Origin of the sequence: Pseudomonas rhizosphaerae (assembly GCF_000761155.1) — a bacterium.
GTDB classification, from domain to species: domain Bacteria; phylum Pseudomonadota; class Gammaproteobacteria; order Pseudomonadales; family Pseudomonadaceae; genus Aquipseudomonas; species Aquipseudomonas rhizosphaerae.
This window is the reverse complement of sequence record NZ_CP009533.1, coordinates 2,004,705-2,031,587: the sequence shown is the minus strand read 5'-3', so window position 1 is coordinate 2,031,587 and position 26,883 is coordinate 2,004,705. Positions and strand designations below refer to the sequence as shown.

Below are 26,883 nucleotides of genomic sequence, written 5' to 3'. Positions count from 1 at the left end.
GCTAAAGAGCCCAGCACCAGCGGCTGGGCCCTCCCTTTTTCCGTTAAGGCAACACCTCAACCCCCCGCAACCCCACCCCAAGCCTCCGCGGATCATCCGACAACCCTCGCTCAAGCGCAGACTTTGCATTCTCGACATGCACGTCCAGCTTCAAGATCGGGGTTCTACAGCTGTCAACTTTCACCTTGATCGGAACCAAGCCATCCGCAGGCAACGCTCCGTCGAACAGAACGTTGTCGTCCTGGCTGATCTGTACAGGCTGATCTGCAAAGCTTTCGAGGTGCAGCGCCAAGTTGAGGCTTTCTTTCCCTGCGTAGGGTTGCGCGGGATTGCACGGCAATACCAACGTGGCATTCGCGCTTGACCACCGTCCCCACGGCTCTGTGGCGAACCAGCCATCACCTATCACAGGCGAGCCGGTACCGGACGTACCAACCTGATAGCTACCGGGGGCCATTATGAATGCCGCGGAAGCGAGCTGGTCTTTGCTGAGTTGAACATACTGGTCTTCGGTCACTCCGACGAAATCGGTCGCTACCAGAGTCTCCAGCTTTTTAAGGTCAAGCGTGCACGACGACGGTGCTGTGACCATGCGCTCGCGTTGGCCTGCGAAGACGAACAGCTTGTGGCAGTCAGGCCCAAGCACGGCACGTGGCTTCAACACCTTGATGGCTTCGCCATACCCTGAGTAGCGTTCGGTGAATACTTCGGCTGGCGGGTAGTAGAGACCTGGGACGTTGGTTTGAATGACGTTGGACAACCACGAAGGAGACGAATACTGCTCGGGTTTGACGGGGTTGTTTTGCTGTATGCCATAGATGCCCAGTGCCAGCAGTACCAAGGCCCACAGCGCTGTCATAAAGCGCCCGAAGGGTAGGCAGCGTGCCACGAAATAGACAACCGGGAAGAATGCCGGCAGGTACCACAGCGAGTAGCGGGCAACACCTGGTGTGCCTGCTGAGTTAAGGTTTATGGTCGATGAGTGAGCATAGAAGTTGATGAGGAAGAAGGCGGCCAGGAACACATAGAAGGCCCTGTCGCCACCCTCCCCGGCTATGGGTTTCGCCCACTTGGCCAGGGCTACGGCGGTCAAGATGAAGAACGCACCGACCGGCCAGTTCGGCAACAGGCCCAGGTCCGGGTCCAGGATCCAGATATAGAACGTCGACAGATTGCTGCCCAGTGATGCGCCACCGGCGAGCAGTTGCGGTGTAATCACACCGAATCTCAGGAAGTAGTAGATCGGGTGCGCCAGTACGGCAAATGCAGTGCCGACCACCAGGCATACTTCGAAGAAAGTGAAACGTTGCGTGCGCAACAGCACGAAGCGATAGGCGAACGGAATGAACGCTACCAGCGCGAAACTCGGGTTTTGCGTGGCGGCAATGCCGATGACCAACGCACCCGCCAGGTACAGCCTGGAGAAGACGAACATGATGCCCATCAAGGTCAGGCAGTAGGTCAGCACCTCTGTGTGAACCTTGTCTGTGAACCAGAGCATGGGAGAGAAAAGCGTGAGCACCGTGAATACGCCGATGCCGCGCTTTCCATACAAGCGGTAAGCGGTCATACCGGTGATGCATAGCAAGAGCCAGTGCAGCGCCAGGAACGCTTGATGGGGCACCAGAACCAGGCCTACCAGGCTCACTGCCTTGCTGACGACGAAGGCCAGGAAGCTGTAGAACCAGAAATGGTTGAAGTCGGCCATGTCGCCGAGCTGGAGCGCCGGGAAGGCTGTCTGCAGCCACTCCAGGGTTACCAGATCAGCAATGCCATGTTCCGAATACAGCTGCTGGTAGGACGCGAACGAAGCGGGGTTCATCCAGGGACGCAGCGTATCGCGCCACGCCAGGTACATGGCGTAGTACTCCGAGCCATCGCCTACGCGTACGGGCGCCAGGCGGCTCAACAGCAGATAGAGGAACAGCAGGGCCAGGCAGATGCCTACGTAGACGCCCATATGACGTTGTTGCGGCTGATGAAGTACGGTTTTCGTGTCACGCATAAAGTCGACTTCCGTGCATGCTTACCGCTGCGGCCGTGAGGCCAGCGACGGCGGGTTGGAAATGTTTAAGGCGATACCCCGTTATATCTCGCCCACGATGGATGTCGGCAGGAGCTGGCGAAGGACTGCTGTTACTCAAACGTCAATTCCTTAACCGAGAAGCTCAATTCTCGAGTGTCTTCACTCAATCCCAGTGCCTTGGGTGAGATGGCGTCGGGCGCGTCGAACTCGACCACGTAGCCACGCTCGGTGGGTGCCGGGATTGCAACCTGAATGGGTTCTACCAGACCTTCATAGAGGAACTCCCCTTCATACACGCGCTGGCCATTGACCTTGATCAACAGTCTTTGTCGCGGATGCTCGGCGCTCAGGAAAGGCGTGATTTTTACCTTCAGGGTATTGGGTGCAACGCTGGGTCGCAGCCAGGTAAAGCGCGCTTGTGGTGTCTGCATCCAGCGCCCGTGTGCCTCCGGGACGCTGAAACCGTCGATGCTGCCCACAGGCAAGGTGCTGTCGGAGGTGAAATCGAAAGCCGTCTGCTGCTTTTCAACCTCCTGCGCCAATGTCGCCAGGCACGCTGCCGAGTCGACCACCAGTAGGCGGTTGCTGTTGCGCCGACACTGGGGGCTATCGTAACGGGGTGTACCGGGCGCGGTGATGACATTGTCGTACTTGCTGAAATCGGTGATGGCGTGGGTGTAGAAGATTTCAGGTGTGGCGTACTTGCGTGACGTACGAGCGATCGCCAAGGTAAACATGTAGTCGAAGGTCGGTTCCTTGCTTAGGCCTATCACTACATCCTGCTTGGGCGACACTGCCGGCGTGTACTGGCTGGCCAGCAAGCCGATCATGCTTTTTTCGAGCTGTACGAGCTCGGACACGTCGAAATCACTCTTGCGCGGCGTGGCGTTGGTGGCGATACAGAAGAACAGCACGGCCGCACCGGGTGCAAACAGCCAACCCGGCAACTGCAACGCTCGGATTCGGGGCCGACGTAGGATCAAGGCACCCAAGCCGGCACTGGCAAGCACCAACAATTGCGTCAGCAGGCCGTTTCCGTACTTCTTGACTGCGTAATCGGAGCCATAGCCAAACTGCGCCAGCACCATCTGCAACAGGCAAAGCGTGGCCATGGCCATGCCTAGCGCCGACAGGTACTTGAGCACGGGCCAGGCGTACTGGCCATGAGGTCGCAAGTAGGCCCATGCGGCCACGAAGGACATCGCCATTACCGCGAGGCAAACGGTGATCAAACCTACGGGGTAGCTGATTCGATCAAAGCCCAGGCCGCCGTTGTTGTCCGCGATCTGGCGCATGGCAGCGAATGCCGGATTGATCAGTACGCCAGCCAACGCGCAGGCTGGGACGATGAGTGCGGGCAGCAGCCAGACCCTCAATCGCGGGTCCGTACGGCGAACCTTGATGCCATCCACAAGCAATACAAAACCTAGCACACCCAGCAGTTCAAGGGTGGGCAGCAGGTGTATGCCGGTGTTGATGAAGATGCCCATGACCAGCACGAAGTAGGCGCACCAGCGGCCGGCCTTGCGCTCGGACAGCAGGCCGATCGCGATGACCAGCATGGTCACGCTTTGCGCCATCAACTGGGAGAAGAAGTAGTTGTCGACCAGCTCGCTGCCGTGCACTTCCAGATGGAAGACCCGCTTGTTGAGAAACGAGAGCACGGCAAGGCAGACGATGCTCGCAACCGCCAACGCACGCGGCAGCGTGCCCAGCAGGTAGACGTAGCAAAACCAGATCAGGAAAAGTGAAAGCAGCGCGGTCAGGTGCAAGCCGAGCAACGGCGACCCCACTATGAAGCCTGCGACCGCAGCCACGATGTGGCTCAGCCGAGGGTAGAAATTCATCTCGCCCATGGAGGGATCGGTGGGATTACCGAGGTTGAATTGCTCGCCTATCCTGAACACCAGTACGTAGTGGTGGGCCAGGTCAACGGCATGCCCCCACAGCGCGTCGATGTTGAGCGCCACCAACAGCGCCAAAGCTACGAACATCAAACAGACCATCAGCTTTGACGGCACAGTTCCTGAGTGCATTTGCCTCTCCAAGATGAGCGTACCCATCTTCCTTTTTGGGACCCTTCAAAACGGCTCCGGGCGTCTGCACTGGTCAGACACCCGGAGATTTACCCTACCCGTTCAACTGTGTTTACAGCTGCTTGGCGATGGCTCGGCCTTCGCGGATAGCGTAGTTGGTACCACGGTCTTCCGGATAGATCTGCGCCATGGTCGAGATCAAGGCGTTGTCGTACGGCGTCGTGGCGTCAGGTACGTACTGCGAATAGTTACGCTCGGTGACCGGCTGTGCGTACTCGGAGCGCCATACCTTGTAGTCGACGACCCAGTCCTTCTCGAACTTGGGGAACATGCGCTTGAGGTGGCCCAGGGCGAAGTCCAGATACTGCTCGTCGTTGTAGGCCCATACCGGATCCTGGGTCGCCAGGTAGCGCGACAGGTAGGCGATATGCGTACCCTTGTAGTTTTCCGGGGTGTCGAAGTTGGTGTGCTCGATCACGCCCACGAACGGAAAGCCCGGGTCGTTGACGTTCAACCAGTAGGTGTCGGACAGGCTGTGCTTCAGACGCAGCACCAGGCACATGTTGCCCAGGTACTTCACGCGACGCAGCTTGGCCAGCCACTGGTCGTCCGCTTTGCCTTCGAACAGGTCGGCGATCAACGGGAACGATGGGGTGAACAGAAACTTCTTGCCTGCCACTTCGCCTTTATCGGTGGTCACGGCCGTGATCTGCTTGCCCTCGGTCACCAGGCCCTGAACCTTGGTGTTCAGGGTGACTTCGCCGCCGTGCTCGCGGATGGCCGAGACCAGCGCTTCGGCCAGGCGACCGAAACCGCCCTTGAAGTAGGCAAGTTCTTCGCCGCCCTTGTCGTTACGGGTGCTGCCGCGCAGTACCAGTTTTTTCCACATCCACACGGCGTTCACCGCTTCGGCGTAGACGGAGAACTTGGAGTCGATCAACGGCTCCCAGACGACTTTGTACACCGACTTGCCGCACATGCCTTCCAGCCACTCGCGGATGCTCAGGTGCTCGATGGACTTCCAGTCCTTGATCTTGCGCACTTGGAACACCAGCAGGCCCAGGCGGATACGGTCGACGAACGACAGTGCCTTGAAGCGCAGCAGGTCCAGCGGCGTGGAGAGCTTCCACATGCGGCCATTGAAGTACATGCCGGTGCGGGTTGGCAGCAGGATCACGTCGCCTTCCAGACCCAGTTCCTTGACCAGCTCGGGAACGAACACGTCGTTGTTGAACCAGTGGTGGTAGAACTTCTCGACCCGCACACCGTCGTCGAACTCGAAGATACCGGCCAGGCCGCCAGGGGTGGAGTCCGCTTCGATGACTTGTACGCTCTTGCCTTGCTTGGCCAGTACATACGCTGCGGTGAGGCCGGTAAAACCGCCCCCTACAATCACTACGTCGTAATTATTCATTGATGTTTACCAGAATGGATAAGGTCTTGATCACTTGCGGGCGGCCTTGAACAGAGCCGGCCGGGACCAGATGGCCAGGGCGCCGACGATGGTGGTCGGCAGCCAAAGCGCCAGGTGTACGATCACGGCGTAACTGCCCGCTTGCGCGGAAGTGCCACCGATCAGGGAAACTGCGGTGAATGCCGCCAAATGGAACGGGCCAACATAACCGGGTGAGGACGGTGCCAGCGTCGACAAGGTGGTAATCGCCATGACCAACAGTGCCATCAACGGCGTCGCCTCCAGGCCGAGGCCTTGCAGGGCAAAATAGAACAAGCCCGCCTCGCCCATCCAGACCAGTATCGAAAGCAGCAACATGGTGCCCAGCACCCGTGGGCGCGACATCACGTCGAAGCTTTCGAACAGGCCGGCAATGGTGCGAAAGATCTGCTGCAGCTTGGCCGAGCCCCTGCTCGCGTCGGTACCGCCGCCGAGCTTGTTGAACAAGCGCGCGAAACTGCCCGAAAAGAAAAAGCCTACCGCCAGGGCGATACCGCCGAGCAGTGCCAGCACCACCGCGCTTTCACGCAGTGCAGGCGGCACTTGAAGCGTCTGGATGGCCAGCACGCCCAGGGCAAGACACGCCAGCAACGTGACCAGATCGATCAGGCGTTCTACGACCAGGCTGGTCGCGGCGGCGGTTTTGGTCACACCCATGGCACTGGGAAAAACCAAAGCGCGGACAACGTCACCCAGGCGCAGCGGCAGCACGTTGTTGAGCGCGATCGCCCCCAGGAACGGCGCAGCGCAGTTCTTGAAGCTGACCTCGCTCCCGGTGGCCGAAAGCATCACCGACCAGCGGAAGATCCGCACGCAGTAGCCGAACGCCAGGGACATCACACCCAAGATCAGGTAATGCCATTCGAACTGCTTGAGGGCGTCCATCACTTCGGAGAACTTCACCAGGCGGAAGATCGCGCCCAGACAGATGAGCGTGATCCCGCCCCCTATCAGGTGCTTGATCCAGCGCCGTTCTTTTACCGCTGTCGCTTGGGTCATGTGCTTGCTCAGATCCGCCACGGGGCTTTGTTGGCCGCCCACAGGGCTTCGAGTTCGCGCTTGTCACGCAGGGTGTCGCACGGCTGCCAGAAACCGGTGTGGTGGAACGCCGACAGTTGCCCGTCTTTTGCCAAGTTGGTCAGCGGCTCGCGCTCCCAGGAAATGCTGTCGCCATCGATGTACTGGATGACTTGAGGTTCCAGTACAAAGAAACCGCCGTTGATCCAGCCGATTTCATCGCTCGGTTTTTCCTCGAAGCTGGACACAGCGTTGTGCGCGTCGATGTTCAGCACGCCGAAACGGCCAGGCGGTTGTACTGCGGCAACGGTAGCCAATTTGCCGTGCTGGCGGTGGAATTCAACCTCGGCACTGATGTTGATGTCGGACAAGCCGTCACCGTAGGTCAGGCAGAACGTTTCATTGTCCAGATAAGGCGCAACACGCTTCAGGCGGCCGCCGGTCATGGTTTCAGGTCCGGTATCGACCAGGGTGATTTTCCAGTCTTCGGCCTGGCTGTTGAGGATCTGCGTATCACCGGTGGACAGGTCGATGGTCATGTCCGACATGTGGCGGTAGTAGTTGAAGAAGAACTCCTTGATGACATAGCCCTTGTAGCCCAGGCAGATGACGAAGTCCTTGATGCCGTGGTTGGCGTATGAACGCATGATGTGCCACAGCAGCGGCTTGCCGCCGATCTCGACCATCGGTTTTGGCTTGGTGTCTGACTCTTCGGCGATGCGAGTACCCAGGCCACCGGCCAGAATGACAGCTTTCATCTTATGCTCCTTATAATTTGAGATCGGAGGGATCGAAATTGAGACTTTGCTGGATAACGGCGACCGGGTCAGCGCGCAATACCAGATAGATACGCAGGATGTACTCGCCAATGATGCCCAGCAGGAATGAATTCAAACCGATGCCGAACAGCACCAGGATATGAATACTTGCCAGGCCCGGCGGCAACTCGGGATGAAAGACCCTCAACACCACGTAATACAGCGCGCCGATAAGACTTGCGGCCAGTATCAGACTGCCCACGAACGATGCAGCGCGCAGCGGAACTGTGGAATGGTTGAAGACGGCGGTAAGACCCAGGCGAACAAGGCGGTTGACGTTGAACTTGCTTTCGCCGGCCACGCGCGCATCGCGGTCGTAGGCGATACCTGTCTGGTTGAAGCCGATGCCGGCAATCATGCCACGCAGATAGGGGTTGGCCGTCTTGGTCTTGAGCAGGACATTGACCACCTTGCGATCGATCAGGCGGAAGTCGCCGACGTCGCGAGGAATGGGATGCTCGCTGACCTTGTCGATGGCCCAGTAGCCCACACGGCGGAAGTTGTTCAGCAGCCAGCTTTCAGGGCGCTTGCGGCGCACGCCATAGACGACGTCGAAACCCGCCTCCCAGCGCTCGAAGAATGCTTCCAGCAGTTCGGGTGGGTCCTGGAGGTCGGCGTCGATCTGCATGACAGCGTCGCCGCGGGTGTGCATGTAGTTGGCGAGAATGGAGCGTTGGAAGCCATAGTTCTTGGAAAAGCGAATGGCCCGAACCCGCGAATCCCTGGCGGCCAATTCCGTGAGCATGTCCCAGGTCGTGTCGTCCGAATGATTGTCCGAGAAAACGAACTCCAGATCGCAACGACTCTCCATCTTCACGCCCAGTGCAACGAGGCGCTTGTAGAGGTTTTCCAGGTTGCCCGACTCGTTGAGTACCGGAATGGATATCGAGACCAAAGGCTTTTTGTCTGATCTAAGCATATGTGCATCAAAACCTTGCATTAACCATTCATCCTTGACTTCATGTAGTCGACAACCGCCGGATGGGTGTCCCTGAATGAAAGTGTCTGGAGTGTTTCGGGGACGACGAAGACCGTATCGAAGTTTTCCTGAACGGGCTCCGGCAGCTTGCCTACTTGAAGAAGATGGGATTTACCAAGCGACTCGAAGATCGCTTCGGCCAGATTGCGCAACGTCACCGGTTCGCCATGGGACAAGTCCACCGGACCGACAATCGCTTCCTGAACCAGCAATTGAATGGCCCTGGCGTCGTCTGCGACGTGATGGTATTCACGCAGCTGGCGCCCCAGCGTCATGGCGAACGGGGTGTCGTTCCGCAGCGCAGTCAGGATCTGACCGAGGAACATGAACGAACTAGGCTCGCCCTCCCCGTACTGCGTATGGATGCGCACATGCGTTGCCAGGGCGCCCTGGGCGACGGACTGCTCGACGAACTCGCTCAGCTTGACCTTGCTTTGGACATAACGGTTGGTTGCCAGGCCATGCTCCATGGCCGTGCCGAACGTCACCACCTTGATGCCCAGCCCTTGGACACCTTCGATGACATTACGCGGCAACTGGTAATTCACCGCCAGCAGTTCGTCGTCCGGGATCTGCGGGTCCAGCAGACCCGAGCAGACATAGATGATCGAGGGCACCGGCGTGCACCGGGAGAAGTATGACCTGACGGCACCGGCCGCATCGGGCTGCGACCAGGCGTCATACACTGCCCTGTCCAGGCAGACGCTCTGGCCTGGCTCGTACAGCGCGGCCAGGGCTTGCCCCAGCCGGCCTCGTCCGCCCAGGATGTAAATCACTCCTGGATGCCTGCGCGCCACTCGTTGATCTGGGCCAAGGTAATGTCTCGGGCCTTTTCAGGGTTTGCGTAGTAGTCGCGATACCACAGCGCGGTCTGTCGAACGACCTCTTCAGTGTCCCACACCGGAATCCAGTTCAGCTGGTTTCGGGCGATGGAGCTGTCGAGTGCCAAGGAACCGGCTTCAGGCAGAGGGTTGTCCATGTACTTGAGGTCTGGACGCTGCCAGTGTTCGCTCATGAGTTCGAGGACACTTCTGACCGAATACTGCTTGAGTTCCTGAGGGCCCAGGTTCCAGGCTTTGGCAACTCGCTCGGGTGTGTCCGAGGCCAGCTCGGCCAGGATCACCATGTAGCCGTGTACCAGGGCCAGCACGTGCTGCCATGGACGGGTGGCGTCCGGGTAGCGCAGCGTCATGGCCTGGCCGTCGATGGCGGCACGGACGAAATCCGGCACTAGGCGATCTTCGGACCAATCTCCACCACCGATGATGTTGCCGCCGCGCGCCGTCGCAATGGCTGGGCCCTGGCCTTCCGCGAAAGGATACGAAGCGGCGTAGCTTTGAATGACCATTTCCGCAGCGGCCTTGGAGGCGCTATACGGGTCCTTGCCACCCAACGGATCGTTTTCGCGGTATGGCCAGGCCCATTCGTTGTTCTTGTAGACCTTGTCCGTGGTGATGCAGAGCACGCCACGCACGCTTTTGACCAGACGTGCGGCCTCAAGAACATGGGCAGTGCCCTGGGCATTGACGAGGAATGTCTGCACCGGCTCGCGATAGGACTTGCGCACCAGTGGCTGAGCAGCCAGGTGAAGGATCAGCTCCGGCTGGAACGCTTCGACTGCCTTGTGCAGCGATTCGAAATCACAGATGTCGCCCAGTGTGCTGGCGACGTCCTTGTCCAGACCCATGGTCTGATACAGGGAAGGAGTGGTGTCGGGAGCCAGCGAGTAGCCAGCGACTTCGGCACCGATAGATGTCAACCAAAGGCATGCCCAGCTTCCGGTGAAACCGGTGTGCCCGGTGACCAGAATTTTCTTGCCAACGAGTCGCTCTTCAAGCTTCAGGCGGGTTGTCATTGCACGTGCACCGTCATTGGTTTAGTTCGGTCCTGACCCACGAACGGGAGAACGCATATAGCCGCCAATAATACCTTGGAAACAGCCATTTGGGTATAAGCAGGGCCGCGCCGACCGCTACGGTCGGCACCCTGGCGGTGCCCCGGTCAGCGACGAAAAACGCCTTCGGGCCAACGCTTTCAATGGGTCATGGAACGGCATCAACGCCGTCTGCGACCTTTCAGCATTCCTGCCGACTGCCCTCCGTTTCATGCACTGCATCGGGCGCGGTGGCAGCTTGAACGATCGTCGTCGGCGCTATCTGCTCGAGACCGAACAAAGCCTTTTTCAACTGTTCTGCACTCTGCTTCCAGGTCAGCCACGGCATGTCGTCGGACCGGACCGTCTTGCCATCGGCATCGCTGCGGACCCACTGATGCACCGCATCGGCCAAGGCACGAGGCGTATCGCCTTCGAAGAAAGCAGCATGCTCGCCCGCCACTTCGCGGAACACCGGCAGTGCTCGGGCCAGGATCGGCAACTTGTGCTGGGCAGCCTCGATCAGTGGCAGGCCGAACCCCTCTCCTTCCGAGGCAGCAAGCAAGCAAGACGAAGACTCGTACAGCTTTTCGAGGTATTCGTCGCTGATGCCTTCCAGCCAGAACAGGCGCTTGTTCAGCTGTGGATGCTTGCGCACGCTGGCCGCGAGCTTCTCGACCATCCAGCCTTCCTTGCCGACGAACACCAGATTCAGTTCCTCGCCCTCGTCCCATAGCAGGTCGAATGCCGCCAGCGTCTGGGCGTAACCCTTGCGCGGCTCGATGGTGCCTACCGAAAGGAAGCTCGGCGCGCTGCGCAGGCGAGCAAGGATCTCGGCGGCGCCGTCCGGCATCCCGGTGCTGGGCACCGACGAGTTCAGGTCGGCGCCGAGGTGGAACCAGCTGGTTTCCAGGCGTTTGTGATCCGGACGCGGGGCACCGTGGACAGCCAGCCAATATTGAAGATCGTGGGCCACGGCCGCGGAAATGCACAGCGCAGCATCGGCTTGGGTGATTTCATACAGCCACTGGGCATGGGCATCCTTGGTGCCTGGCGGGAAGTGCTCCTCGAACAGGATCGGGATCAGGTCGTAGACCACGAACGATGTCCTTACGCCCCGCTCGCGCATGCGGGCAAAGACCTTGGCTTTGCCGCCTTCGACGGTGTACGAACCGCAGAAGTCCAGACCGAGGAATTGCTCCCCCGGCTGCATGTCGACCGGGTCATCGCGCAGCCACTCGTTGGGGCAGCCCATGAGCGTCATCATGAAACTGCGCGCGTAGCGCCAGTGCCATGCACCACCCACGTTGCTCAGCAGCACGGGCTCGAACAGGTAACCCGGCGGCGGCGATTCGATCAGTGCCAACAGCAACGCACGCACCACGCGCTGGATGCCGGTACGCAAATCGACGCGAGCCATCGCAGATACATCGACGTAGATACGACGCAGGCCGATGGTCGGCGGTTGGTTGAGCGCGATGCACTTGGAGGTTTCGAGAATATCGACGTTGGCTTCGTCGCTGGCAATGACACTGGCCACCGACGACACGAAGGTCTTGTAGCGGCTGTGTTCCTCGTAGTGCGCTTCGATACGCTCCATGTACAGCTTGGCGCACTGTGCGGGGGCGTGGTCGGCGTGCACGAAGGCGGCAGCCCGGTCGCCCAGCTCTCGGCAGAAATGCGGATGACCGCGCAGCTGTTCCAGGGCCTCGGTCAATTGAGTATCGCTGAACTGGTCCGGCAGCTTGATCAGCACGTCGTCGGGCAGATCCGCCATGGCGCCGTTGGCGTTGACGATCGTGCCCAGGCCGTAGTTGAAGCAGTCGAGCACGGCGGCCGAGGTTTCGCCACGTGACAGCTCACGCAACTGAACGCCCACGTCCGCCGCTGCCAAGTACAGTTCGTAGGTCGAGTTGTCGGTCCAGCCGACGATATTCACGCCTGAAGCCTGCTTGCGGGCCTTGAGCTGTTCCTCGATGGCCTGGCCGTAGTCGGAGGCCTCGTTCTGCCCCACGAAGAACAACTTGCACTTGCGGTCCTGGCTTAAGAGTTCGGAATATTCCCATGCCGAGAGCAGGCGATGGTTGAGCTTGGTCTTGCCCATGAATCCGAAGGTGCACACCACGAAGTCGTCGGGCTTCAAGCCCAACGCCTTGCGTGCCTTGGCCCGATCGGGTGCGGCGGCGGGGACACGCAGCAGCGGAATCATGGAGCAGTGTTCCGAGTTGCCATACCAATGCCGCGCCAGCGACAGTGAGTATTCGGAATGCACGATCACCCCCAGGGCCTTGCTGAGCACGCCCAGGCTGCCCGGATAGCGGGGAAGCGTGTCATGCACGCCGTCCTCGAAGAAATCCGCCACCGCTTTGTAACCATGGCCCTGGTACAGCTCCTGTACCCACGCGCCGGGTTTCAGCGCATGCGCCTGGCGATACCAGTGCACATTGCCCAGATAGAAATCGTGCAGCACCACGACGCCTGGAATGTCCTCGAGCAACTCGAACATGAAGGCATGCATCGGGTTGTTGCCCAGGTGATAGATGACCCGCTGATAGCTCGAGGCATTTTCCCGGAACCAGTCGACGGAGCGCAGCGTACAGTTGTCCAGCACCCACGCGTCAGTCACTTCCAGATGGCCAGTCACCACGTCGATGTCGTAGTAGGCGCTGAGCTCGGGCAGCAGCTCGGCGCTGTACCCGGCAATGCCGCTCTTCTGTGGTGGCAAAGGCGAGACGTAGGCCAGGCGATGGCGCAACGCCGGCTTTTCCAATGGAGGAACGCCACTTCGCTCCAGCAGCGCGAGCACGTTCGACGCGTCGTTGCGCAGGTCCTGTTCACCAAAGTCGGTGGTTGAATCGGTGTTCAGCGAAATGATCCGCTCGGCGGGAATATCCAGCGCCTGACTGACGCTTTCGACGTCCAGCGGGCGCAGCAGCAATACGCTGTGGGCTTGACCTTCGCGGTCGAACTGATGCACCCACTGCGGGCGCGGCGCGCCCTCTTCGAACGCGCTTACGCTTTCGACGATCATGCCGATCGACATACCGCTGGGCAACGCGCTTACGAGCGACGCAGCTTCACTGCCAGTACTAATGGCTGCGTGGGACAGCAGCAACAGGTCCGGCTCGAGGTTGGCCAGGAAGGTTTCACGCACCAGCTCGGCGACCTTGGCACGCCCGGCGTTTTCGCCGTGGTGCAGGTCGACAGGCCCAGGCGCGGACCAGACGCGAATGTTCTCGCTGGGCAATACACCGTGAAACTTCGCACGAATGGCTTCAATGGTCCCGTCGAGCAGGCTGCTCAGGGCCAGGAATATTTCGTGCTCTCCACCGTTTTCAACCAGGCTTTCCACCAGGTCCATGACGTAGCAAGGCGACTCGGAGGTGGCGCAATGAACCTGAGCGCCCTGCATGTCTATAACAATCCGCATTAGCCCCGGTCCTTTTGATCAATAGCTTTTTTCAGGTCGTGATAAATCTGACGCGCTTCAACCGACAGGCCTTCCAGGTGCGCAGGCACTGAACTGTCCGAAGGAAGACTGGATGCCAGCGCGGCATCGGGCATCATCCCGTGGTTGTGCACGACGCTCTTGAGCGCCATGTACAGGCGCGGAGAACGTTTGAGCGCGTTGTTCAGACGCTGATGCAGCATCGGCCGAGCCAGAACGAACTGTACGGCGGCGCCCAGGACCTTGCGCCCGGAGCCGCGCACGACGCCGACCGCTGCACCCGGGGCGGTGCGGACTGTATGAACCGACCAGCGCGCCGGACTGGTAACGCGCCAAAAGGTACTGCGCTGCATCTCCTGCAACTGCTGCTCGTACGCCACGGCGCGCAAGTACCAATGGTGGGCATGACCCAGCGATGCATTGAGTTCGGTGCGAACCTGGTCGAGCTCCTGCACCGCGTTACTGTGGTGAAGGTGTGCTTCTGCAAGGCTGTTCTGAAGCTGCGTGCACCGCTGCTGCAGATCGATCACGCTTTCGCTGAACCGGTGCTGGTACACCTCGACTTCTTGACTGAACCGTTGTTCCTGCACGACCGACGACTCGATGAGGCGTTGCTCCTGCGCGGCCGCCGCTTCTACGAATCGTTGCTCCTGAGCCACCACGGCGTCGCTGAAGCGCTGCTCCTGAGCAATGACGAGATCGTGGAAACGTTGCTCCTGGGCCCGGCTTGCCTGGTTGAAGCGGTCTTCGTGGACGTCAGCTGCATGTTGGAAGTTGTCGTGCAGCAGCTTCAGTTGTTCCGCGTGATGAATGTGGATGCGTTCCAGTGCGCCTTGCAGGCCGGGGTAGGTGACGAACTGCCCCTGGGCTTCCTGGTCAGGGCCTTGCGCAATCTTGCTTTCGATCGCGTTCAGGCGCAGCTCGAGAGCATGGTCGTAACGCATTGCCAATTGGTCCAGCGCGACACCATAGGCTGCGTCGAACGCAGACGCGAAGGCTTCGAGTTGTTCGGCGCCAGCCGGATTCTGAACGACCACGGCGTAGTCCGGGCTGGTGCCCGAAATCACGTCCCAGATCCCAATACTCTGGCCTTCGTTGCGCAGTTCGTCGCGCTCTTGAAGGCGGACGATCTTGGCCCTGGCGAACCCTGAATGCTCTGCCAGAAACGAAAGCAGCAAGCCTGGCAGTGGCCGTTCGTGGGTCGGGTCCAGATAGAACGTGTTGGTCCCGACGACGAGGCTTTCCGCGTTAGGCGTTTCCAGGATCAGTAGCCCGGCCGGGCGCAGCACGCGCTGGGCCTCGGCGACCACCTCTTGCAGCACCGGGAATGGAATGTGTTCAGCGATGTGAAAGCCAGTCACGGCTATCAGGCTGTTGTCTGGCAGCTCCTTGAGCGCCGCGAGCGCATCCGCATTGCGCGCAGGTAATCCCAGTGCCTGACAGGCCTGCAGCATCCCCTCGTCCAGATCAACGCCCATGGGGGCGTAGCCTTCGCGCTGAAGCAACTCGAGCCATTCGCCACGACCGCAGCCAAGGTCCAGTATCGGATAATCCTGATAAAGGCCCTTGAGCGGTTCGAGAAATGGCAAATAGACGCGCAGTCGCTCGGTGATCAGTTCACGCGAACCCCGATAGCGGTCTTCGAAAGCCCTGTAGAAACCGTCATCCATCACTTGCACTCCACGGTTGGCGGTATCCAGGCCAAGCCGACGAAGCTGCCCTTGGACATGTTGACTACGTTGAACAGCAACGCCAGGTCGCGCCACTCGTAATTATCAGCGATATGGCTATCGGTGGCATGCAGCGCCACGGCCACCGAGTAGGACCCGACCCCGAGCGCGGCAGGAAAGCGGAACTCGTAGGACAGCGATTCGCCTTCCTGCAGATCCGTCCGTACACACTTCAGGTGGTGGGTATTGGTGCCGAATACGTCTTGGCCCAATCGGTCCTTGATGACATAGCCGACGACCAGCTCGGGCAACTGGACATTGATCTTGACCTTGATGGTCAAGCACACGTCCTCGCCCACAGCGATGTACTCGACCGGAGCACCTTCGGTGTTGTAGAGCGTCACACTTTCGATGGAGGCCTTGCCGCTGCCGGACTTGGTCTGCCGGCCGCCATCGGCCAAGGTATTCACTTCCACCACTGAGTTTTCTTTCTGCGCAATGATCGCGTTGTAGTAGTCCATGACTTCTTCCGGCGGGCCATCCTTGATGATGGTGCCGCCGTCCAGAAGAATGGCGCGACTGCACAGCGCCTGGATCGAACCCCTGTCGTGGGACACGATCAGCAAGGTGGTACCCGCTTTCTGGTACTCCTTAATGCGGCCGAAACTCTTGTGCTGGAAATAGCTGTCGCCGACTGAGAGAGCTTCATCGATGATCAGGATTTCCGGGCGAAATGCGGTAGCCACCGAGAACGCAACGCGCATCTGCATGCCGCTGGAATAGGTCCGTACGGCGTGATCGAAATACTCGCCGATTTCGGCGAAGGCTTCGATATCGTCGATTGCACCGTTGATCTCGCCGACGTTGAAGCCCATCAGCCCTGCGGCGTGATACACGTTTTGCCGACCTGTCAGCTCGGGATTGAAACCCATGCCCAACTCGAGAATGGCGGCGATGCGACCGTTGACCTGAACCTTGCCCTCGCTGGGTTGCAAGGTCCCGGTGATCATCTTCAGCAGCGTGGACTTGCCGGCGCCGTTCTGGCCGACCAGGCCGATGGCCTCGCCAGCGCCCAGGCTGAAACTGATGTGTTTGAGCACCCAATGCTCTTCGGTTGCCTTGATCGGCATGTAGAACCAGCGCGCCATGCGCTGCCATTCCGAACGGTAGGTGCGGTAGGCTTTGCCTACATTGCTGACGACTAGAAGAGTCATAGGGAGTCCACCATTTCTGCAGACGCCCGACGGAACAGGAACAAGCCCAGCAACATCAAGCCCACGGCGATCAAGACCACCACGCCGATCTGCGCAAGATCAGGTGGCACTTTGTACACCAGTACGTTGTGGTAGGCGGCAACGATCGGGTACATGGGGTTGGAGTCCAGTGTGCCTCTCAGATAGTCCGGCACGATGTTTATCGAATATACGATAGGCGTGAACCAGAACCACACTTGCAGCACGATAGGCATGACTTGGCCGATGTCTCGGATGAACACGTTCAAGACGCCCAACACCAGACCGATGCCGACGGCCAGTGCAACGATCGTCAGCGTCAACGGCAGCAACCAGAACATCTGCATGTTAGGCGCATGGCCGAGCGCGGCGAAGATGATCAACACTGCGGCAAACAGCAGCAGGTTGTTGAGCAGCGCGGAGCCGACCACGATGATGGGCAGCGCAATGCGCGGAAAGCGCATCTTCTTCATCAGGTTGCCCTGCTCGATGAACACCGTCAGGCAGCGCCCGACGATTTCCGCGAACAGGTTCCAGGCCAGGATGCCGGCAATCAGGTACAGCGCGTAGGCGTACTTGTTGTCGATGCCCGGCAGGCGGGCACCGAGCACGTTCGACAGGATGAGCGCATAGATAGCGACCTGGGCCAGCGGATGAATGATCATCCAGAGGCCACCGAGCTTGCTGCGCGCAAAGCGCGCAACGAACTCGTTCTTGATGGAAGTTGCAATGAAGCCTCTGTAGTCCCAGATGCCTCTTAACATGCCGAACATAATTATCCTTTGATCAAACGCTCAATCTCAGCGACACGCTGAGCCACCAATTCTTCGCTGCCGCGGCTTTCCACGTTCAGGCGCAGCAATGGCTCGGTGTTCGAACCCCGCAGGCTGAAGCGCCAGTCGGCGAACTCGACGCTGATGCCGTCGGTGCGGTCGACGCTGGGGTTCTCGGCGGTGTAGAACGCCAGGATCTTCTCGATCGAGCCTTTGACGTCGGCGACTTCGTAGTTGATCTCGCCGCTGCACGGGAAGGCTTCGATGCGCTCGTCCACCAACTGGGCGAGGGTCTTGCCGGTGACGCTCATCAGCTCGGCGACCAGCAGCCACGGGATGTTACCGCTGTCGCAGTAGGCGAAGTCGCGGAAATAGTGGTGGGCGCTCATCTCGCCGCCGTACACGGCGTCTTCGGCGCGCATGCGCTCCTTGATGAAGGCGTGGCCGGTCTTGCTCTGGATGGCGACGCCACCAGCGGCTTCCACCTGCTCGATGGTGTTCCAGGTCAGGCGCGGGTCGTGGATGATCTTGCTGCCGGGGTGTTTCTTCAGCAGCATTTCAGCCAGCAGGCCAACCAGGTAGTAGCCCTCAATGAAGCGGCCCTTGTCGTCGAAGAAGAAGCAGCGGTCGAAGTCGCCGTCCCAGGCGATACCCATGTCGGCGCCGTTTTCCAGCAGGGCCTTGCGGGTCAGCTCGCGGTTTTCCGGCAGCAGCGGGTTGGGCACGCCGTTGGGGAAGTTGCCGTCTGGCTCGCCGTTGATGACGATCAGTTCCAGCGGCAGCTTGGCCTTGAGCAGTTCGATGGTCGGGCCAACGGCACCGTTGCCTGGGTCGGCCAGCACCTTGAGGGGCTTGAGCGAGTTGACGTCGATGTAGGTCAGCAGGTGCTCGATGTAGGCGCTCTTGTCGAACACTTCGCGAACGTGGCCAGCGGTGGCTGCCTTTTCGTCGAAGTTACCCGCTTCGACCCGGGCACGGATGGCATCCAGGCCAGTGTCGCCGCTGATCGGCTTGGAGTGCTCGCGCACCAGCTTCATGCCGTTGTAACCCTTGGGGTTATGGCTGGCGGTGATCATGATGCCGCCGTCAGCCTTGAGGTGGCTGGTGGCGAAGTAGACTTCTTCGGTGCCGCACAGGCCCAGGTCGAGCACATCGGCGCCCGCCTCGGTCAGGCCCTTGATCAGGGCAGCGGCCAGGCTTGGGCTTTCCAGGCGCATGTCGCGCCCGACCACATAGGCTTTGCCGTGCAGCTCGGACACCAGCGCGCGGCCGATGCGGTAGGCGATGTCGTCATTGAGGTCGGCAGGGACTTGGCCGCGGATGTCATAGGCCTTGAAGCAACGGGTCTGGAGAGGGGGATACATGGCAATCGCTCGCTCTATGTGGCCGACGCGCAATCAGTGCGGACGTCGGTAGATTGGACGGTCGCTGACGAACGACCAGCGCGGTTCGGCCCCTGCGCATGTGTTTCAAGCACGCGCAGAGGCCGATGCGGGGGATATCGATCAGGCCTTGTCAACGCGGCCGTAGACGTCTTCGAAACGGACGATGTCGTCCTCACCGAGGTAGTCGCCGCTTTGCACTTCGATCAGGACCAGGTCGATCACGCCCGGATTTTTCAGGCGATGCTGGTGGCCGGCACGAATGAACGTCGATTCGTTGGTGTTGAGCATCAGCTCGCGGTCGTCGTTGACGACGACGGCCATGCCGCTGACCACGATCCAGTGTTCGCTGCGGTGGTGGTGCATCTGCAGCGACAGCGACGCCTGCGGCTTGACCACGATGCGCTTGATCTTGAAGCGCTCGCCCTCTTCCAGGGTGGTGTAGGTACCCCATGGACGGTGCACGGTGCGGTGCAGCTTGTGCAGGTGGTGACCGCTGGCCTTGAGCTGGCCGACGATGTGCTTGACGTCCTGGCAGTGATCTTTGTGGCTGATCATGAGGGCGTCAGGGGTGTCGATGACCAGCAGGTCGTCGACGCCAACCAGCGCGGTCAGGCGGTCTTCACTGTGGACGAAGTTGTTGCGGGCGTTGTGCGAAAGCACTTCGCCTTCGAAGCGGTTGCCCTGGGCGTCGGCTTCGGTCAGCTCGCTGACGGCGTTCCACGAACCGATGTCGCTCCAGCCAATGTCGCACGGCACGGTGGCGACCTTGTCCGAGCGCTCCATCAGGGCGTAGTCGACCGAAATGTCCGGAACCTGGGCGAACGCATCAGCGTCCAGGGCCAGGCAGCGGTAGTTCGGCGCTTCGGTCAGGCGCGAGGCGTCCTTGACGGCCGCGGCGGCGGCCAGCACGTCCGGTGCGTGCTTTTTCAGCTCTTCCAGGACGCTGCCGACCTTGAAGCAGAACATGCCCGAGTTCCAGAAGTAGTTGCCGGCGGCCACATAGCCCTTGGCGGTTTCCAGGTCCGGCTTTTCGACGAAACGGGCGACTTTCAAGGTGCCGTCCAGGCCGGTGCCGACGCCGGCTTCGATGTAGCCAAAACCGGTTTCAGGGTACTGGGGCTGAATGCCGAAGGTGACCAGCCAGCCATCGGCCGACAGCTTCACGGCCTTGGCGACGGCCGCGGCGAATGCGGCTTCGTTCTGGATCAGGTGGTCGGCTGCCAGCACCAGCATGTGGGCGTCGGGGCCGTGGGAGTCATTGAGTTGCAGCGCGGCCATGGCAACGGCGGCGGCGGTGTTGCGGCCGAACGGCTCGAGGATGAAGCCCTGGGCGTGGCCGGTCTTGTTGACGGTGCGGTATTCGTCTTCGGTCTTGAACAGCAGTTCGCGGTTGGTGACGGTCAGCACTTCGGACACGCCTTCGAGCTTGGCGGCGCGCAGGAAGGTTTTTTGAATCAGGTTCTGGCCGTCGGGCAGCGCCATGAAGGGCTTGGGATGGGCCTCGCGGGAAACGGGCCACAACCGGCTGCCAACGCCGCCGGAAAGAATAACGGGGATCAGGTTCATGCGTATTGGATCCTTTGTTTGCCGGTGTAGCGGCACTGTGAAATCGATCTGTAGACCATCTGTACATGGGGTGCACCACCCCGGCGTATCGAAGATCTCGCGGCTCCCTGCGCCGCAGACAACTTATACGTCAAACCCCTAAAACCGCTCGCTGCTGATGAGTCAAGGAAGTGGCGGCTAGAATATCAGGAAATATGGGGCCAAGCGCAAATCGTTCGCGCTTGGACACTCGGCGTGGGTCACTAGTTCAGCGGCCATCACTTGGTGCTGATTTCAGCCAGCATGCGCTTCACGCCCACTTCCCAGTGCGGCAGCGTCAGGCCGAAACGCTCGGTCAGCTTGGTGGTGTCGAGGCGCGAATTCAGCGGGCGCCGCGCGGGCGTCGGGTAGGCGCTAGTGGGAATGGCCTCGACCGCTTCCACGGCCAGCTTGGTGCCTTGGCGGCGGGCGTTCTCGATGACCAGTTTGGCAAAAGCGTGCCAGGACGTTTCACCGGTGGCCGCCAGGTGGTAGGTGCCCGCGAGATCCGGGCTGGCCACGGCCATGGGAATGGCATGCGCAACGACGTCGGCCAGCAGCTCGGCACCGGTGGGTGCGCCGATCTGGTCGCTGATGACGCTCAGGCTCTTGCGATCCTTGGCCAGGCGCAGCATGGTCTTGGCGAAATTGTTGCCCCGTGCTGCGTAGACCCAGCTGGTGCGGAAGATCAGGTGCTTGCAGCCGGACTGTCGAATGGCTTCTTCGCCGGCCAGCTTACTGGCACCGTAGTAGTTGACCGGCACCGTGGTGTCGGTTTCGAGCCAGGGCTTGTCGCCCGTGCCGTCGAACACGTAGTCGGTGGAGTAATGCACCAGCCAGGCGTCCAGCTCGAGCGCTTCGCGGGCGAGCATGCCGCTGGCCCGGTGATTGATCAGGTCGGCGGTGTCCTTTTCGGTTTCGGCCTTGTCGACGGCGGTGTACGCGGCGGCGTTGACGATCACGTCCGGCGCGATACGCCGAACCGTGTCGGCCAAGCCCTCCAGTGCCGCCAGGTCGCCACACAGACCGGCTTCATCGATGTTCCTGCCCAGCGCGACAACATTGCCCAGCGGCGCCAACGCACGCTGCAGCTCCCAACCCACCTGACCGTTCTTACCCAGGAGCAATATTTTCACAGTTCACGCCCTTGATAATTCGTATCGATCCATTGCTGGTAGGCGCCGCTCTTCACGCGGTTCACCCATTCGGGATTATCCAGATACCACTGCACGGTCTTGCGGATACCCGACTCGAACGTTTCTACCGGCGTCCAGCCCAGCTCGCGCTGGATCTTGCTGGCGTCGATGGCGTAGCGAACGTCATGGCCGGGGCGATCTTGTACGTGGGTGATCAACTGCGCATGAGGACGATGGGGGGACTGCGGGCAGAGTTCGTCGAGCAAGGCGCAGACCGTGTGCACGACTTCGATGTTCTGTTTCTCGTTGTGACCGCCGATGTTGTAGGTCTCCCCTACCTCGCCTTCGGTCACTACTCGATACAGCGCACGTGCGTGGTCTTCGACATACAGCCAGTCGCGGATTTGATTACCTTTGCCATAAATGGGCAACGCTTTGCCTTCCAGGGCATTGAGGATGATCAACGGAATGAGTTTTTCCGGGAAATGGCACGGCCCATAGTTGTTCGAACAGTTGGTGATCAGCGTCGGCAAGCCGTACGTGCGCTGCCAGGCGCGGACCAGGTGATCGGAGCTGGCCTTGCTCGCGGAATACGGCGAGCTGGGCTGGTAAGGTGTGGTTTCGGTGAACAGGTCTTCGGGACCTTCGAGGTCGCCATACACTTCATCGGTGGAGATGTGGTGAAAGCGAAATGCGGCCTGTTTCTCGGCATCGAGCTGCGACCAGTATTGGCGGGAGGCCTCGAGCAGCGTGTAGGTGCCGATGACATTGGTTTCGACGAAGGCAGCAGGCCCGGTGATAGAACGGTCGACATGGGACTCGGCGGCCAGGTGCATGACCCGATCCGGCCGGTGCTCGGCGAACACGCGATCCATTTGCGCGCGATCGCAGATGTCGACGTGCTCGAAGGCGTAGCGCGGGGTGCGCTCACTGCCCATAAGCGAATCCAGATTACCGGCGTAGGTCAGTTTATCGACATTGACCACCGCGTCGTCGGTATTCGCCAGAATATGGCGAATCACTGCCGAGCCAATGAAGCCTGCACCACCGGTTACAAGGATTTTCACGTTAAACAACACCATCGAGTTGAAGATGGGGCGCGCTGGATCGATTCAGGATGCGCCCGACGTATGCAAAATGTTCAAAGGCCGGATCATACCAAACCACCCAGGGTGTGTCCCGACGGGACTTTCAGGCCAGCAGCGAAGGTTGTAACGCCCGTTGTACAGACTGCGAAAAAAGATGTTACGGGAGGTAACTAGAGCTCCCTTCAGCGCACTTACCTGATATGGCGGCTCGATTCGGCGAGGCAATGGACAACGCATTTTGCGTTTTCGTAAATGACAGTTCCCTTCATCTGACGAAAGGCACATTTGGCGCAGGGCGAAGCCGGCATGGAGAACCGGTATAGTGCCGACCTCACACAAGGAGTGGTACGCATGAAAGCAGTGGTAGGTGTGTTACTCGCGGGATTGCTGGCCGGTTGCGGCACGATCAATACGGTGTTTCGCGACGACGTGGTGACCAGTGACAACCTCAAGGAAGCGGAATCGTTCTGCGCTGCGGTGCCTCGGGTGTACAGCGGCGTGGTGTACGACTTCTGCCTCCTGCATGGGAAGGAGGCCAGGCCGGGACAGACGCGAGACGGAGCGCAGCTAGGTTTTGTGGCGGTGGATATGGCCGTCTCGGCGGTGTTCGATACGTTGATGCTGCCATACACGCTGTATCGGCAACATACCGATGGCGGCATCGAGGTGGTGGGCCGCTGAGGTCTGCCTTGGTGCTGGCTAGGGTTTGAGAAAGCCATCAAGGCAGGTGACACAGGCACCGCTGACCTTGATCGATTCATCGCTGATCGACAGGTGCAGCTTGCCGGCGCGCCCCAGGGCGGCGCCTTGGGCGATACGTATTTGCGAACCGAACGAGGCGGTCTGGCCCGTGGCACGAATGAAGGCTGCTACCGCCCCGCCGCCGCTGCCACAAGCCGCGTCCTCGACGATGCCGCACGTGGGTGCAAAGGTACGCACCTCGATGTGTTCATTGCTGCCTTCAGGGTGCGGGCCGAAAATCACAACGCCCGTGGTGCTGGTGCGGTGGTCGTTGATGGCCATGCGCGCCAGGTCTGGTATCACGGCCAGTACCGTTTGCGCGTCGCGCAGCTGCACCACCAGCCAGCGCGGACCCACCGTCACGAAGCACGGCCGGCGATCGCGCACCACGCTCACACCCAGCACGGCCTGCAGTTCGCGATAATCGCTGTCGTTGACCGGCTGGATCGTTGCGGGTGGCAGCTCGAAAGTGATCAGCCGCGAGCCATCGGGCTGACTGGTGACGTCGACGTTGATGAGGCCCACGGGGCACTCTTGCACCAGCCTGCCGTTGCGGGGCTCGATGAGGCCGGCTTCCATCAAGGCGTGGGCGGAGCCAATGGTGGCATGGCCGGCGAACGGCAGCTCGGAACTGGGGGTGAAGATGCGGACGCGGTAGTCCGCTTCGGGGCGCGTGGCAGGCAGCACGAAGGTGGTTTCGGACAGGTTGTTCCAGTGGGCGATTTGCTGCATCTGTTCGCGGGTCAGGCTTTCGGCCTTCAGAATGACCGCCAGCGGGTTGCCCTTGAAGCGCTGGTGGGTGAAGACGTCGACTTGCTTGAACGCTAAGCGGTGCATGGTCGGCCCTGAAGGTGAATGTGTGAAGGCAATGACGCTGTAATTTTTGTAGCAGCGGCGCAAGCCGCGTCCGGCAGCACCGCGTTTGTTCAGGCCTACCGCGTATACCGCCGACGCGGCTTGCGCCGCTGCTACGGGGATCGTGGGAGCCTGGTGAATGTGCCTGCCAGCGACCCAGTTTCTGTAGCAGCGGCGCGAGCCGCGTCCGGCAGCACTGCGGTTGTTCCGGTCCACCGCGTGTGCCGCCGACGCGGCTTGCGCCGCTGCTACGGGGGCTATGGTAACCGGTTACAAGGTGATTGGTCTGCGGCCAGCGAAAGAATGGGCCAGGGTGCCGCCGTCTACCAACTCCAATTCGCCACCCAATGGCACGCCGTGGGCAATACGCGAAGCTATCAGACCTTTTTTCGCCAGCAGCTGAGCGATGTAATGTGCAGTGGCTTCGCCTTCCACGGTCGGGTTGGTGGCCAGGATCACTTCGGCGAAGGTGCCCTGCTCGTCTATGCGTGCCATCAGCTGTGGAATGCCGATTGCCTCCGGGCCCAAGCCATCGAGCGGCGACAAATGCCCCTTGAGGACGAAATAGCGGCCGCGGTAGCCGGTCTGCTCCACAGCATAGACGTCCATTGGCCCTTCCACCACGCACAGCAACGTGTCGTCGCGGCGCGGGTCAGCGCATTGCGGGCAGAGTTCTTCTTCGGTGAGGGTACGGCACTGGCGGCAATGGCCAACGCCTTCCATGGCCTGACTCAAGGCTTGGGCCAACCGGCTACCGCCGCTGCGGTCGCGCTCGAGCAGCTGCAAGGCCATGCGCTGGGCGGATTTCTGACCGACGCCGGGCAGGGTGCGCAAGCTGTCGATCAGTTGACGGATCAGTGGGCTGAAGCTCATGGAAGGCGGCCTGGAATGACGACGAGACGCGGTTTATACCCGCGCCTCCGGACCACGTCAAATGATCAGACCTCGGAAACCTTGACCACCAGCTTGCCGAAGTTATGCCCTTGCAGCAGCCCGATGAAAGCTTCTGGCGCGCGCTCCAGACCTTCCACCACGTCTTCACGGAACTTGATCTTGCCGTCGCGAACCCACGGCACCATGGCCGAGAAGAATTCGGCGTGGCGATCGCCGAAATCGTCGAACACGATGAAGCCCTGCATGCGGATGCGCTTGGTGAGCAAGGTGCGCGGCAGCAGCGCGAAACGGTCGGGGCCTTCCGGCAGATCGGTGGCGTTGTAGCCGGCGATCAGGCCACAGACCGGGATGCGCGCACGGGCGTTGAGCAGGGGCATGACCGCGTCGAAGACTTTACCGCCGACGTTCTCGAAGTAGATGTCGATGCCCTGATCGCAGGCCTTGGCCAGGTCTTCGGCGAAGGTGTCGCTCTTGTGGTCGACGCAGGCGTCGAAGCCCAGCTCCTCGACGACATAGCGGCACTTGTCCGGACCGCCGGCGATACCGACGACCTTGAGGCCCTTGATCTTGCCCACCTGCCCTACTACCGAACCAACCGCGCCGGAAGCTGCAGCGACGACGAGGGTTTCGCCTTCCTTGGGCTGGCCGATGTGGGTCAGGCCCATGTAGGCAGTCATGCCAGGCATGCCGAGGACGCCGAGCGCCATGGACGGGCTGGGGATGCCGGCAGGCAGCGGCGTGAGGTTACTGCCATCGGAGATGCAGTGGGTTTGCCAACCGGTCATGCCGACGACCAGATCGCCTTCGCGGAATTTTGGATGCTTGGAGGTTTCCACACGGCTGACGGTGCCGCCGGTCATGACCTCGTCGATTTCAACCGGCGCCGCGTAGGACGGCGCGTCGCTCATGCGGCCACGCATGTAGGGGTCGAGTGACAGGTAGAGGGTGCGCAGCAGGACTTGGCCGTCCTCGAGATCCGGCAATGCTTCGCGCTCCAGGCGGAAATTTTCCGGCGTCGGCGCGCCGGTTGGGCGGGACGCGAGGACGAAGCGCTGGTTGAGGGTCAGGTCTTGGGACATTGCGGGGTATTCCTTGAGCAAGTGGCTATAGGAAAAGGACAGCGGGGGGTGGGGGGATGTTCAACTGGGCCCTTTCAGAGACGAGGCTTGGCTGGAGACCGTAGCGCGGCTTTCGCGGCCGATGACCGCTCCTACGGGGAATGTGGGAGGCTAAAAGTCCGAGGCTGGGGCTTGGCGTCGTGGGAGCGGTCAGTGGCCGCGAAGGGGATTACGCGGTCTTGCTGGTGGACCGGGGTCCGGCTTTCGCGGCCGATGACCGCTCCTACGGGGAATGTGGGAGGCTAAAAGTCCGGGGCTGGGGGCTTGGCGTCGTGGGAGCGGTCAGTGGCCGCGAAGGGGATTACGCGGTCTTGCTGGTGGACCGGGGTCTGCCTTTCGCGGCCGATGACCGCTCCTACGGGGAATGAGCGGCGCAAAAAAATGCCAGGCTGAGGGCCTGGCATTTGGGGTTTAGAACGGCATCTTGAAGCCTGGCGGGAGTTGCATACCGGAGGTCATGCCGGACATCTTGTCCTGGCTGTTGGCCTCGATCTTGCGGACGGCGTCGTTGACGGCGGCGGCGATGAGGTCTTCCAGAACGTCCTTGTCTTCCTGCATCAGGCTGTCATCGAGGCTGACGCGCTTGACGTCGTGACGTCCGGTCATCACTACGCTCACCAGGCCTGCGCCCGACTGGCCGGTTACTTCGGCCTTGGCCAGCTCTTCCTGCATCTGAGCCATTTTTTCCTGCATCTGCTGGGCCTGCTTCATCAGGCCGGCCATGCCACCTTTCATCATGGGGTTCACCTCAAGGGTC

Annotated in this window: 21 protein-coding genes; 1 reads left to right on the top strand and 20 read right to left on the bottom strand. The window is 60.6% G+C overall.

Features of this window, described 5'->3' with window-relative positions:
* Positions 1-43 precede the first annotated feature (43 nt).
* The 16 genes from LT40_RS09125 to rfbB all read right to left on the bottom strand — a co-directional run bounded on the left by LT40_RS09125 (position 44) and on the right by rfbB (position 22,497).
* Positions 44-1,858: a hypothetical protein gene (locus tag LT40_RS09125; protein WP_148308544.1), complete on the bottom strand. Its 1,815-nt coding sequence runs from the start codon at positions 1,856-1,858 to the stop codon at positions 44-46.
* Between the two features lie 278 nt (positions 1,859-2,136).
* Positions 2,137-4,020, bottom strand: coding sequence for a hypothetical protein (locus LT40_RS09120; protein WP_148308543.1), 1,884 nt, complete (start codon positions 4,018-4,020; stop codon positions 2,137-2,139).
* 154 nt (positions 4,021-4,174) lie between these two features.
* The gene (locus LT40_RS09115) at positions 4,175-5,476 is read right to left on the bottom strand and encodes an NAD(P)/FAD-dependent oxidoreductase (protein ID WP_043189113.1); all 1,302 of its coding nucleotides are present in this window, start codon (positions 5,474-5,476) and stop codon (positions 4,175-4,177) included.
* Between the two features lie 30 nt (positions 5,477-5,506).
* Entirely contained in the window at positions 5,507-6,514 is a 1,008-nt protein-coding gene (locus tag LT40_RS09110; RefSeq protein ID WP_043193517.1) for a lysylphosphatidylglycerol synthase transmembrane domain-containing protein, read from the bottom strand.
* A gap of 8 nt (positions 6,515-6,522) precedes the next feature.
* Positions 6,523-7,290: a glucose-1-phosphate cytidylyltransferase gene (rfbF, locus tag LT40_RS09105; protein ID WP_043189111.1), complete on the bottom strand. Its 768-nt coding sequence runs from the start codon at positions 7,288-7,290 to the stop codon at positions 6,523-6,525.
* Positions 7,291-7,300: 10 nt separating this feature from the next.
* Positions 7,301-8,269 carry a glycosyltransferase family 2 protein gene (locus tag LT40_RS09100; protein ID WP_043193515.1) on the bottom strand — a complete coding sequence of 323 codons (969 nt, stop codon included), beginning with the start codon at positions 8,267-8,269 and terminating at the stop codon, positions 7,301-7,303.
* A gap of 20 nt (positions 8,270-8,289) precedes the next feature.
* Positions 8,290-9,105 carry an NAD-dependent epimerase/dehydratase family protein gene (locus tag LT40_RS09095; RefSeq protein ID WP_043189109.1) on the bottom strand — a complete coding sequence of 272 codons (816 nt, stop codon included), beginning with the start codon at positions 9,103-9,105 and terminating at the stop codon, positions 8,290-8,292.
* Positions 9,102-10,184 carry a CDP-glucose 4,6-dehydratase gene (rfbG, locus tag LT40_RS09090; protein WP_043189107.1) on the bottom strand — a complete coding sequence of 361 codons (1,083 nt, stop codon included), beginning with the start codon at positions 10,182-10,184 and terminating at the stop codon, positions 9,102-9,104. The genes LT40_RS09095 and rfbG overlap by 4 nt, the downstream gene beginning before the upstream one ends.
* Before the next feature lie 220 nt (positions 10,185-10,404).
* On the bottom strand, positions 10,405-13,632 hold the full coding sequence (locus LT40_RS09085; protein ID WP_084139769.1) for a glycosyltransferase: 3,228 nt from the start codon (positions 13,630-13,632) through the stop codon (positions 10,405-10,407).
* Entirely contained in the window at positions 13,632-15,320 is a 1,689-nt protein-coding gene (locus LT40_RS09080; protein ID WP_043189104.1) for a class I SAM-dependent methyltransferase, read from the bottom strand. Before LT40_RS09080 ends, LT40_RS09085 begins: the two co-directional genes overlap by 1 nt.
* Positions 15,320-16,534, bottom strand: a complete 1,215-nt coding sequence (locus LT40_RS09075; protein ID WP_043189101.1) for an ABC transporter ATP-binding protein — start codon at positions 16,532-16,534, stop codon at positions 15,320-15,322. The genes LT40_RS09080 and LT40_RS09075 overlap by 1 nt, the downstream gene beginning before the upstream one ends.
* Positions 16,531-17,325: an ABC transporter permease gene (locus tag LT40_RS09070; RefSeq protein ID WP_043189098.1), complete on the bottom strand. Its 795-nt coding sequence runs from the start codon at positions 17,323-17,325 to the stop codon at positions 16,531-16,533. Before LT40_RS09070 ends, LT40_RS09075 begins: the two co-directional genes overlap by 4 nt.
* Positions 17,326-17,327: 2 nt before the next feature.
* Positions 17,328-18,689: a phosphohexomutase domain-containing protein gene (locus tag LT40_RS09065; RefSeq protein ID WP_043189096.1), complete on the bottom strand. Its 1,362-nt coding sequence runs from the start codon at positions 18,687-18,689 to the stop codon at positions 17,328-17,330.
* Between the two features lie 141 nt (positions 18,690-18,830).
* A complete protein-coding gene (locus LT40_RS09060; RefSeq protein WP_043189094.1) occupies positions 18,831-20,276 on the bottom strand; it encodes a mannose-1-phosphate guanylyltransferase/mannose-6-phosphate isomerase in 1,446 nt (481 codons plus the stop codon).
* A 257-nt stretch (positions 20,277-20,533) separates the two neighbouring features.
* Entirely contained in the window at positions 20,534-21,430 is an 897-nt protein-coding gene (rfbD, locus tag LT40_RS09055; protein WP_043189091.1) for a dTDP-4-dehydrorhamnose reductase, read from the bottom strand.
* On the bottom strand, positions 21,427-22,497 hold the full coding sequence (gene rfbB / locus LT40_RS09050) for a dTDP-glucose 4,6-dehydratase (protein ID WP_043193512.1): 1,071 nt from the start codon (positions 22,495-22,497) through the stop codon (positions 21,427-21,429). Before rfbB ends, rfbD begins: the two co-directional genes overlap by 4 nt.
* A gap of 372 nt (positions 22,498-22,869) precedes the next feature.
* On the opposite strand from rfbB, the gene LT40_RS09045 reads away from it, so the two are divergent.
* Positions 22,870-23,199 (top strand): YceK/YidQ family lipoprotein, encoded by a 330-nt coding sequence (locus tag LT40_RS09045; protein ID WP_043189089.1) that lies wholly within the window; start codon positions 22,870-22,872, stop codon positions 23,197-23,199.
* An 18-nt stretch (positions 23,200-23,217) separates the two neighbouring features.
* On the opposite strand, the gene LT40_RS09040 is transcribed toward LT40_RS09045, so the two are convergent.
* From LT40_RS09040 to LT40_RS09020, 4 genes are all read right to left on the bottom strand, one after another.
* Entirely contained in the window at positions 23,218-24,096 is an 879-nt protein-coding gene (locus LT40_RS09040; RefSeq protein WP_043193511.1) for a PhzF family phenazine biosynthesis protein, read from the bottom strand.
* 288 nt (positions 24,097-24,384) lie between these two features.
* Positions 24,385-24,987, bottom strand: coding sequence for a recombination mediator RecR (recR, locus tag LT40_RS09035; RefSeq protein ID WP_043189087.1), 603 nt, complete (start codon positions 24,985-24,987; stop codon positions 24,385-24,387).
* Between the two features lie 65 nt (positions 24,988-25,052).
* Positions 25,053-26,087 carry an NADP-dependent oxidoreductase gene (locus LT40_RS09030; protein WP_043189084.1) on the bottom strand — a complete coding sequence of 345 codons (1,035 nt, stop codon included), beginning with the start codon at positions 26,085-26,087 and terminating at the stop codon, positions 25,053-25,055.
* A gap of 450 nt (positions 26,088-26,537) precedes the next feature.
* A complete protein-coding gene (locus LT40_RS09020; protein ID WP_043189078.1) occupies positions 26,538-26,864 on the bottom strand; it encodes a YbaB/EbfC family nucleoid-associated protein in 327 nt (108 codons plus the stop codon).
* Between the last annotated feature and the right edge of the window lie 19 nt (positions 26,865-26,883).

Excerpts from the sequence above, each read along its gene's own strand:
- LT40_RS09045 (WP_043189089.1), top strand. The coding sequence starts at position 22,870 with ATGAAAGCAGTGGTAGGTGTGTTACTCGCGGGATTGCTGGCCGGTTGC.
- LT40_RS09065 (WP_043189096.1), bottom strand. The coding sequence starts at position 18,689 with ATGTATCCCCCTCTCCAGACCCGTTGCTTCAAGGCCTATGACATCCGC.
- LT40_RS09060 (WP_043189094.1), bottom strand. The coding sequence starts at position 20,276 with ATGAACCTGATCCCCGTTATTCTTTCCGGCGGCGTTGGCAGCCGGTTG.
- LT40_RS09120 (WP_148308543.1), bottom strand. The coding sequence starts at position 4,020 with ATGTTCGTAGCTTTGGCGCTGTTGGTGGCGCTCAACATCGACGCGCTG.
- LT40_RS09080 (WP_043189104.1), bottom strand. The coding sequence starts at position 15,320 with ATGGATGACGGTTTCTACAGGGCTTTCGAAGACCGCTATCGGGGTTCG.
- LT40_RS09100 (WP_043193515.1), bottom strand. The coding sequence starts at position 8,269 with ATGCTTAGATCAGACAAAAAGCCTTTGGTCTCGATATCCATTCCGGTA.
- LT40_RS09115 (WP_043189113.1), bottom strand. The coding sequence starts at position 5,476 with ATGAATAATTACGACGTAGTGATTGTAGGGGGCGGTTTTACCGGCCTC.
- LT40_RS09075 (WP_043189101.1), bottom strand. The coding sequence starts at position 16,534 with ATGACTCTTCTAGTCGTCAGCAATGTAGGCAAAGCCTACCGCACCTAC.
- LT40_RS09110 (WP_043193517.1), bottom strand. The coding sequence starts at position 6,514 with ATGACCCAAGCGACAGCGGTAAAAGAACGGCGCTGGATCAAGCACCTG.
- LT40_RS09030 (WP_043189084.1), bottom strand. The coding sequence starts at position 26,087 with ATGTCCCAAGACCTGACCCTCAACCAGCGCTTCGTCCTCGCGTCCCGC.
- LT40_RS09020 (WP_043189078.1), bottom strand. The coding sequence starts at position 26,864 with ATGATGAAAGGTGGCATGGCCGGCCTGATGAAGCAGGCCCAGCAGATG.
- LT40_RS09125 (WP_148308544.1), bottom strand. The coding sequence starts at position 1,858 with ATGTACCTGGCGTGGCGCGATACGCTGCGTCCCTGGATGAACCCCGCT.
- LT40_RS09085 (WP_084139769.1), bottom strand. The coding sequence starts at position 13,632 with ATGCGGATTGTTATAGACATGCAGGGCGCTCAGGTTCATTGCGCCACC.
- rfbG (WP_043189107.1), bottom strand. The coding sequence starts at position 10,184 with ATGACAACCCGCCTGAAGCTTGAAGAGCGACTCGTTGGCAAGAAAATT.
- LT40_RS09040 (WP_043193511.1), bottom strand. The coding sequence starts at position 24,096 with ATGCACCGCTTAGCGTTCAAGCAAGTCGACGTCTTCACCCACCAGCGC.
- LT40_RS09070 (WP_043189098.1), bottom strand. The coding sequence starts at position 17,325 with ATGTTCGGCATGTTAAGAGGCATCTGGGACTACAGAGGCTTCATTGCA.
- recR (WP_043189087.1), bottom strand. The coding sequence starts at position 24,987 with ATGAGCTTCAGCCCACTGATCCGTCAACTGATCGACAGCTTGCGCACC.
- rfbF (WP_043189111.1), bottom strand. The coding sequence starts at position 7,290 with ATGAAAGCTGTCATTCTGGCCGGTGGCCTGGGTACTCGCATCGCCGAA.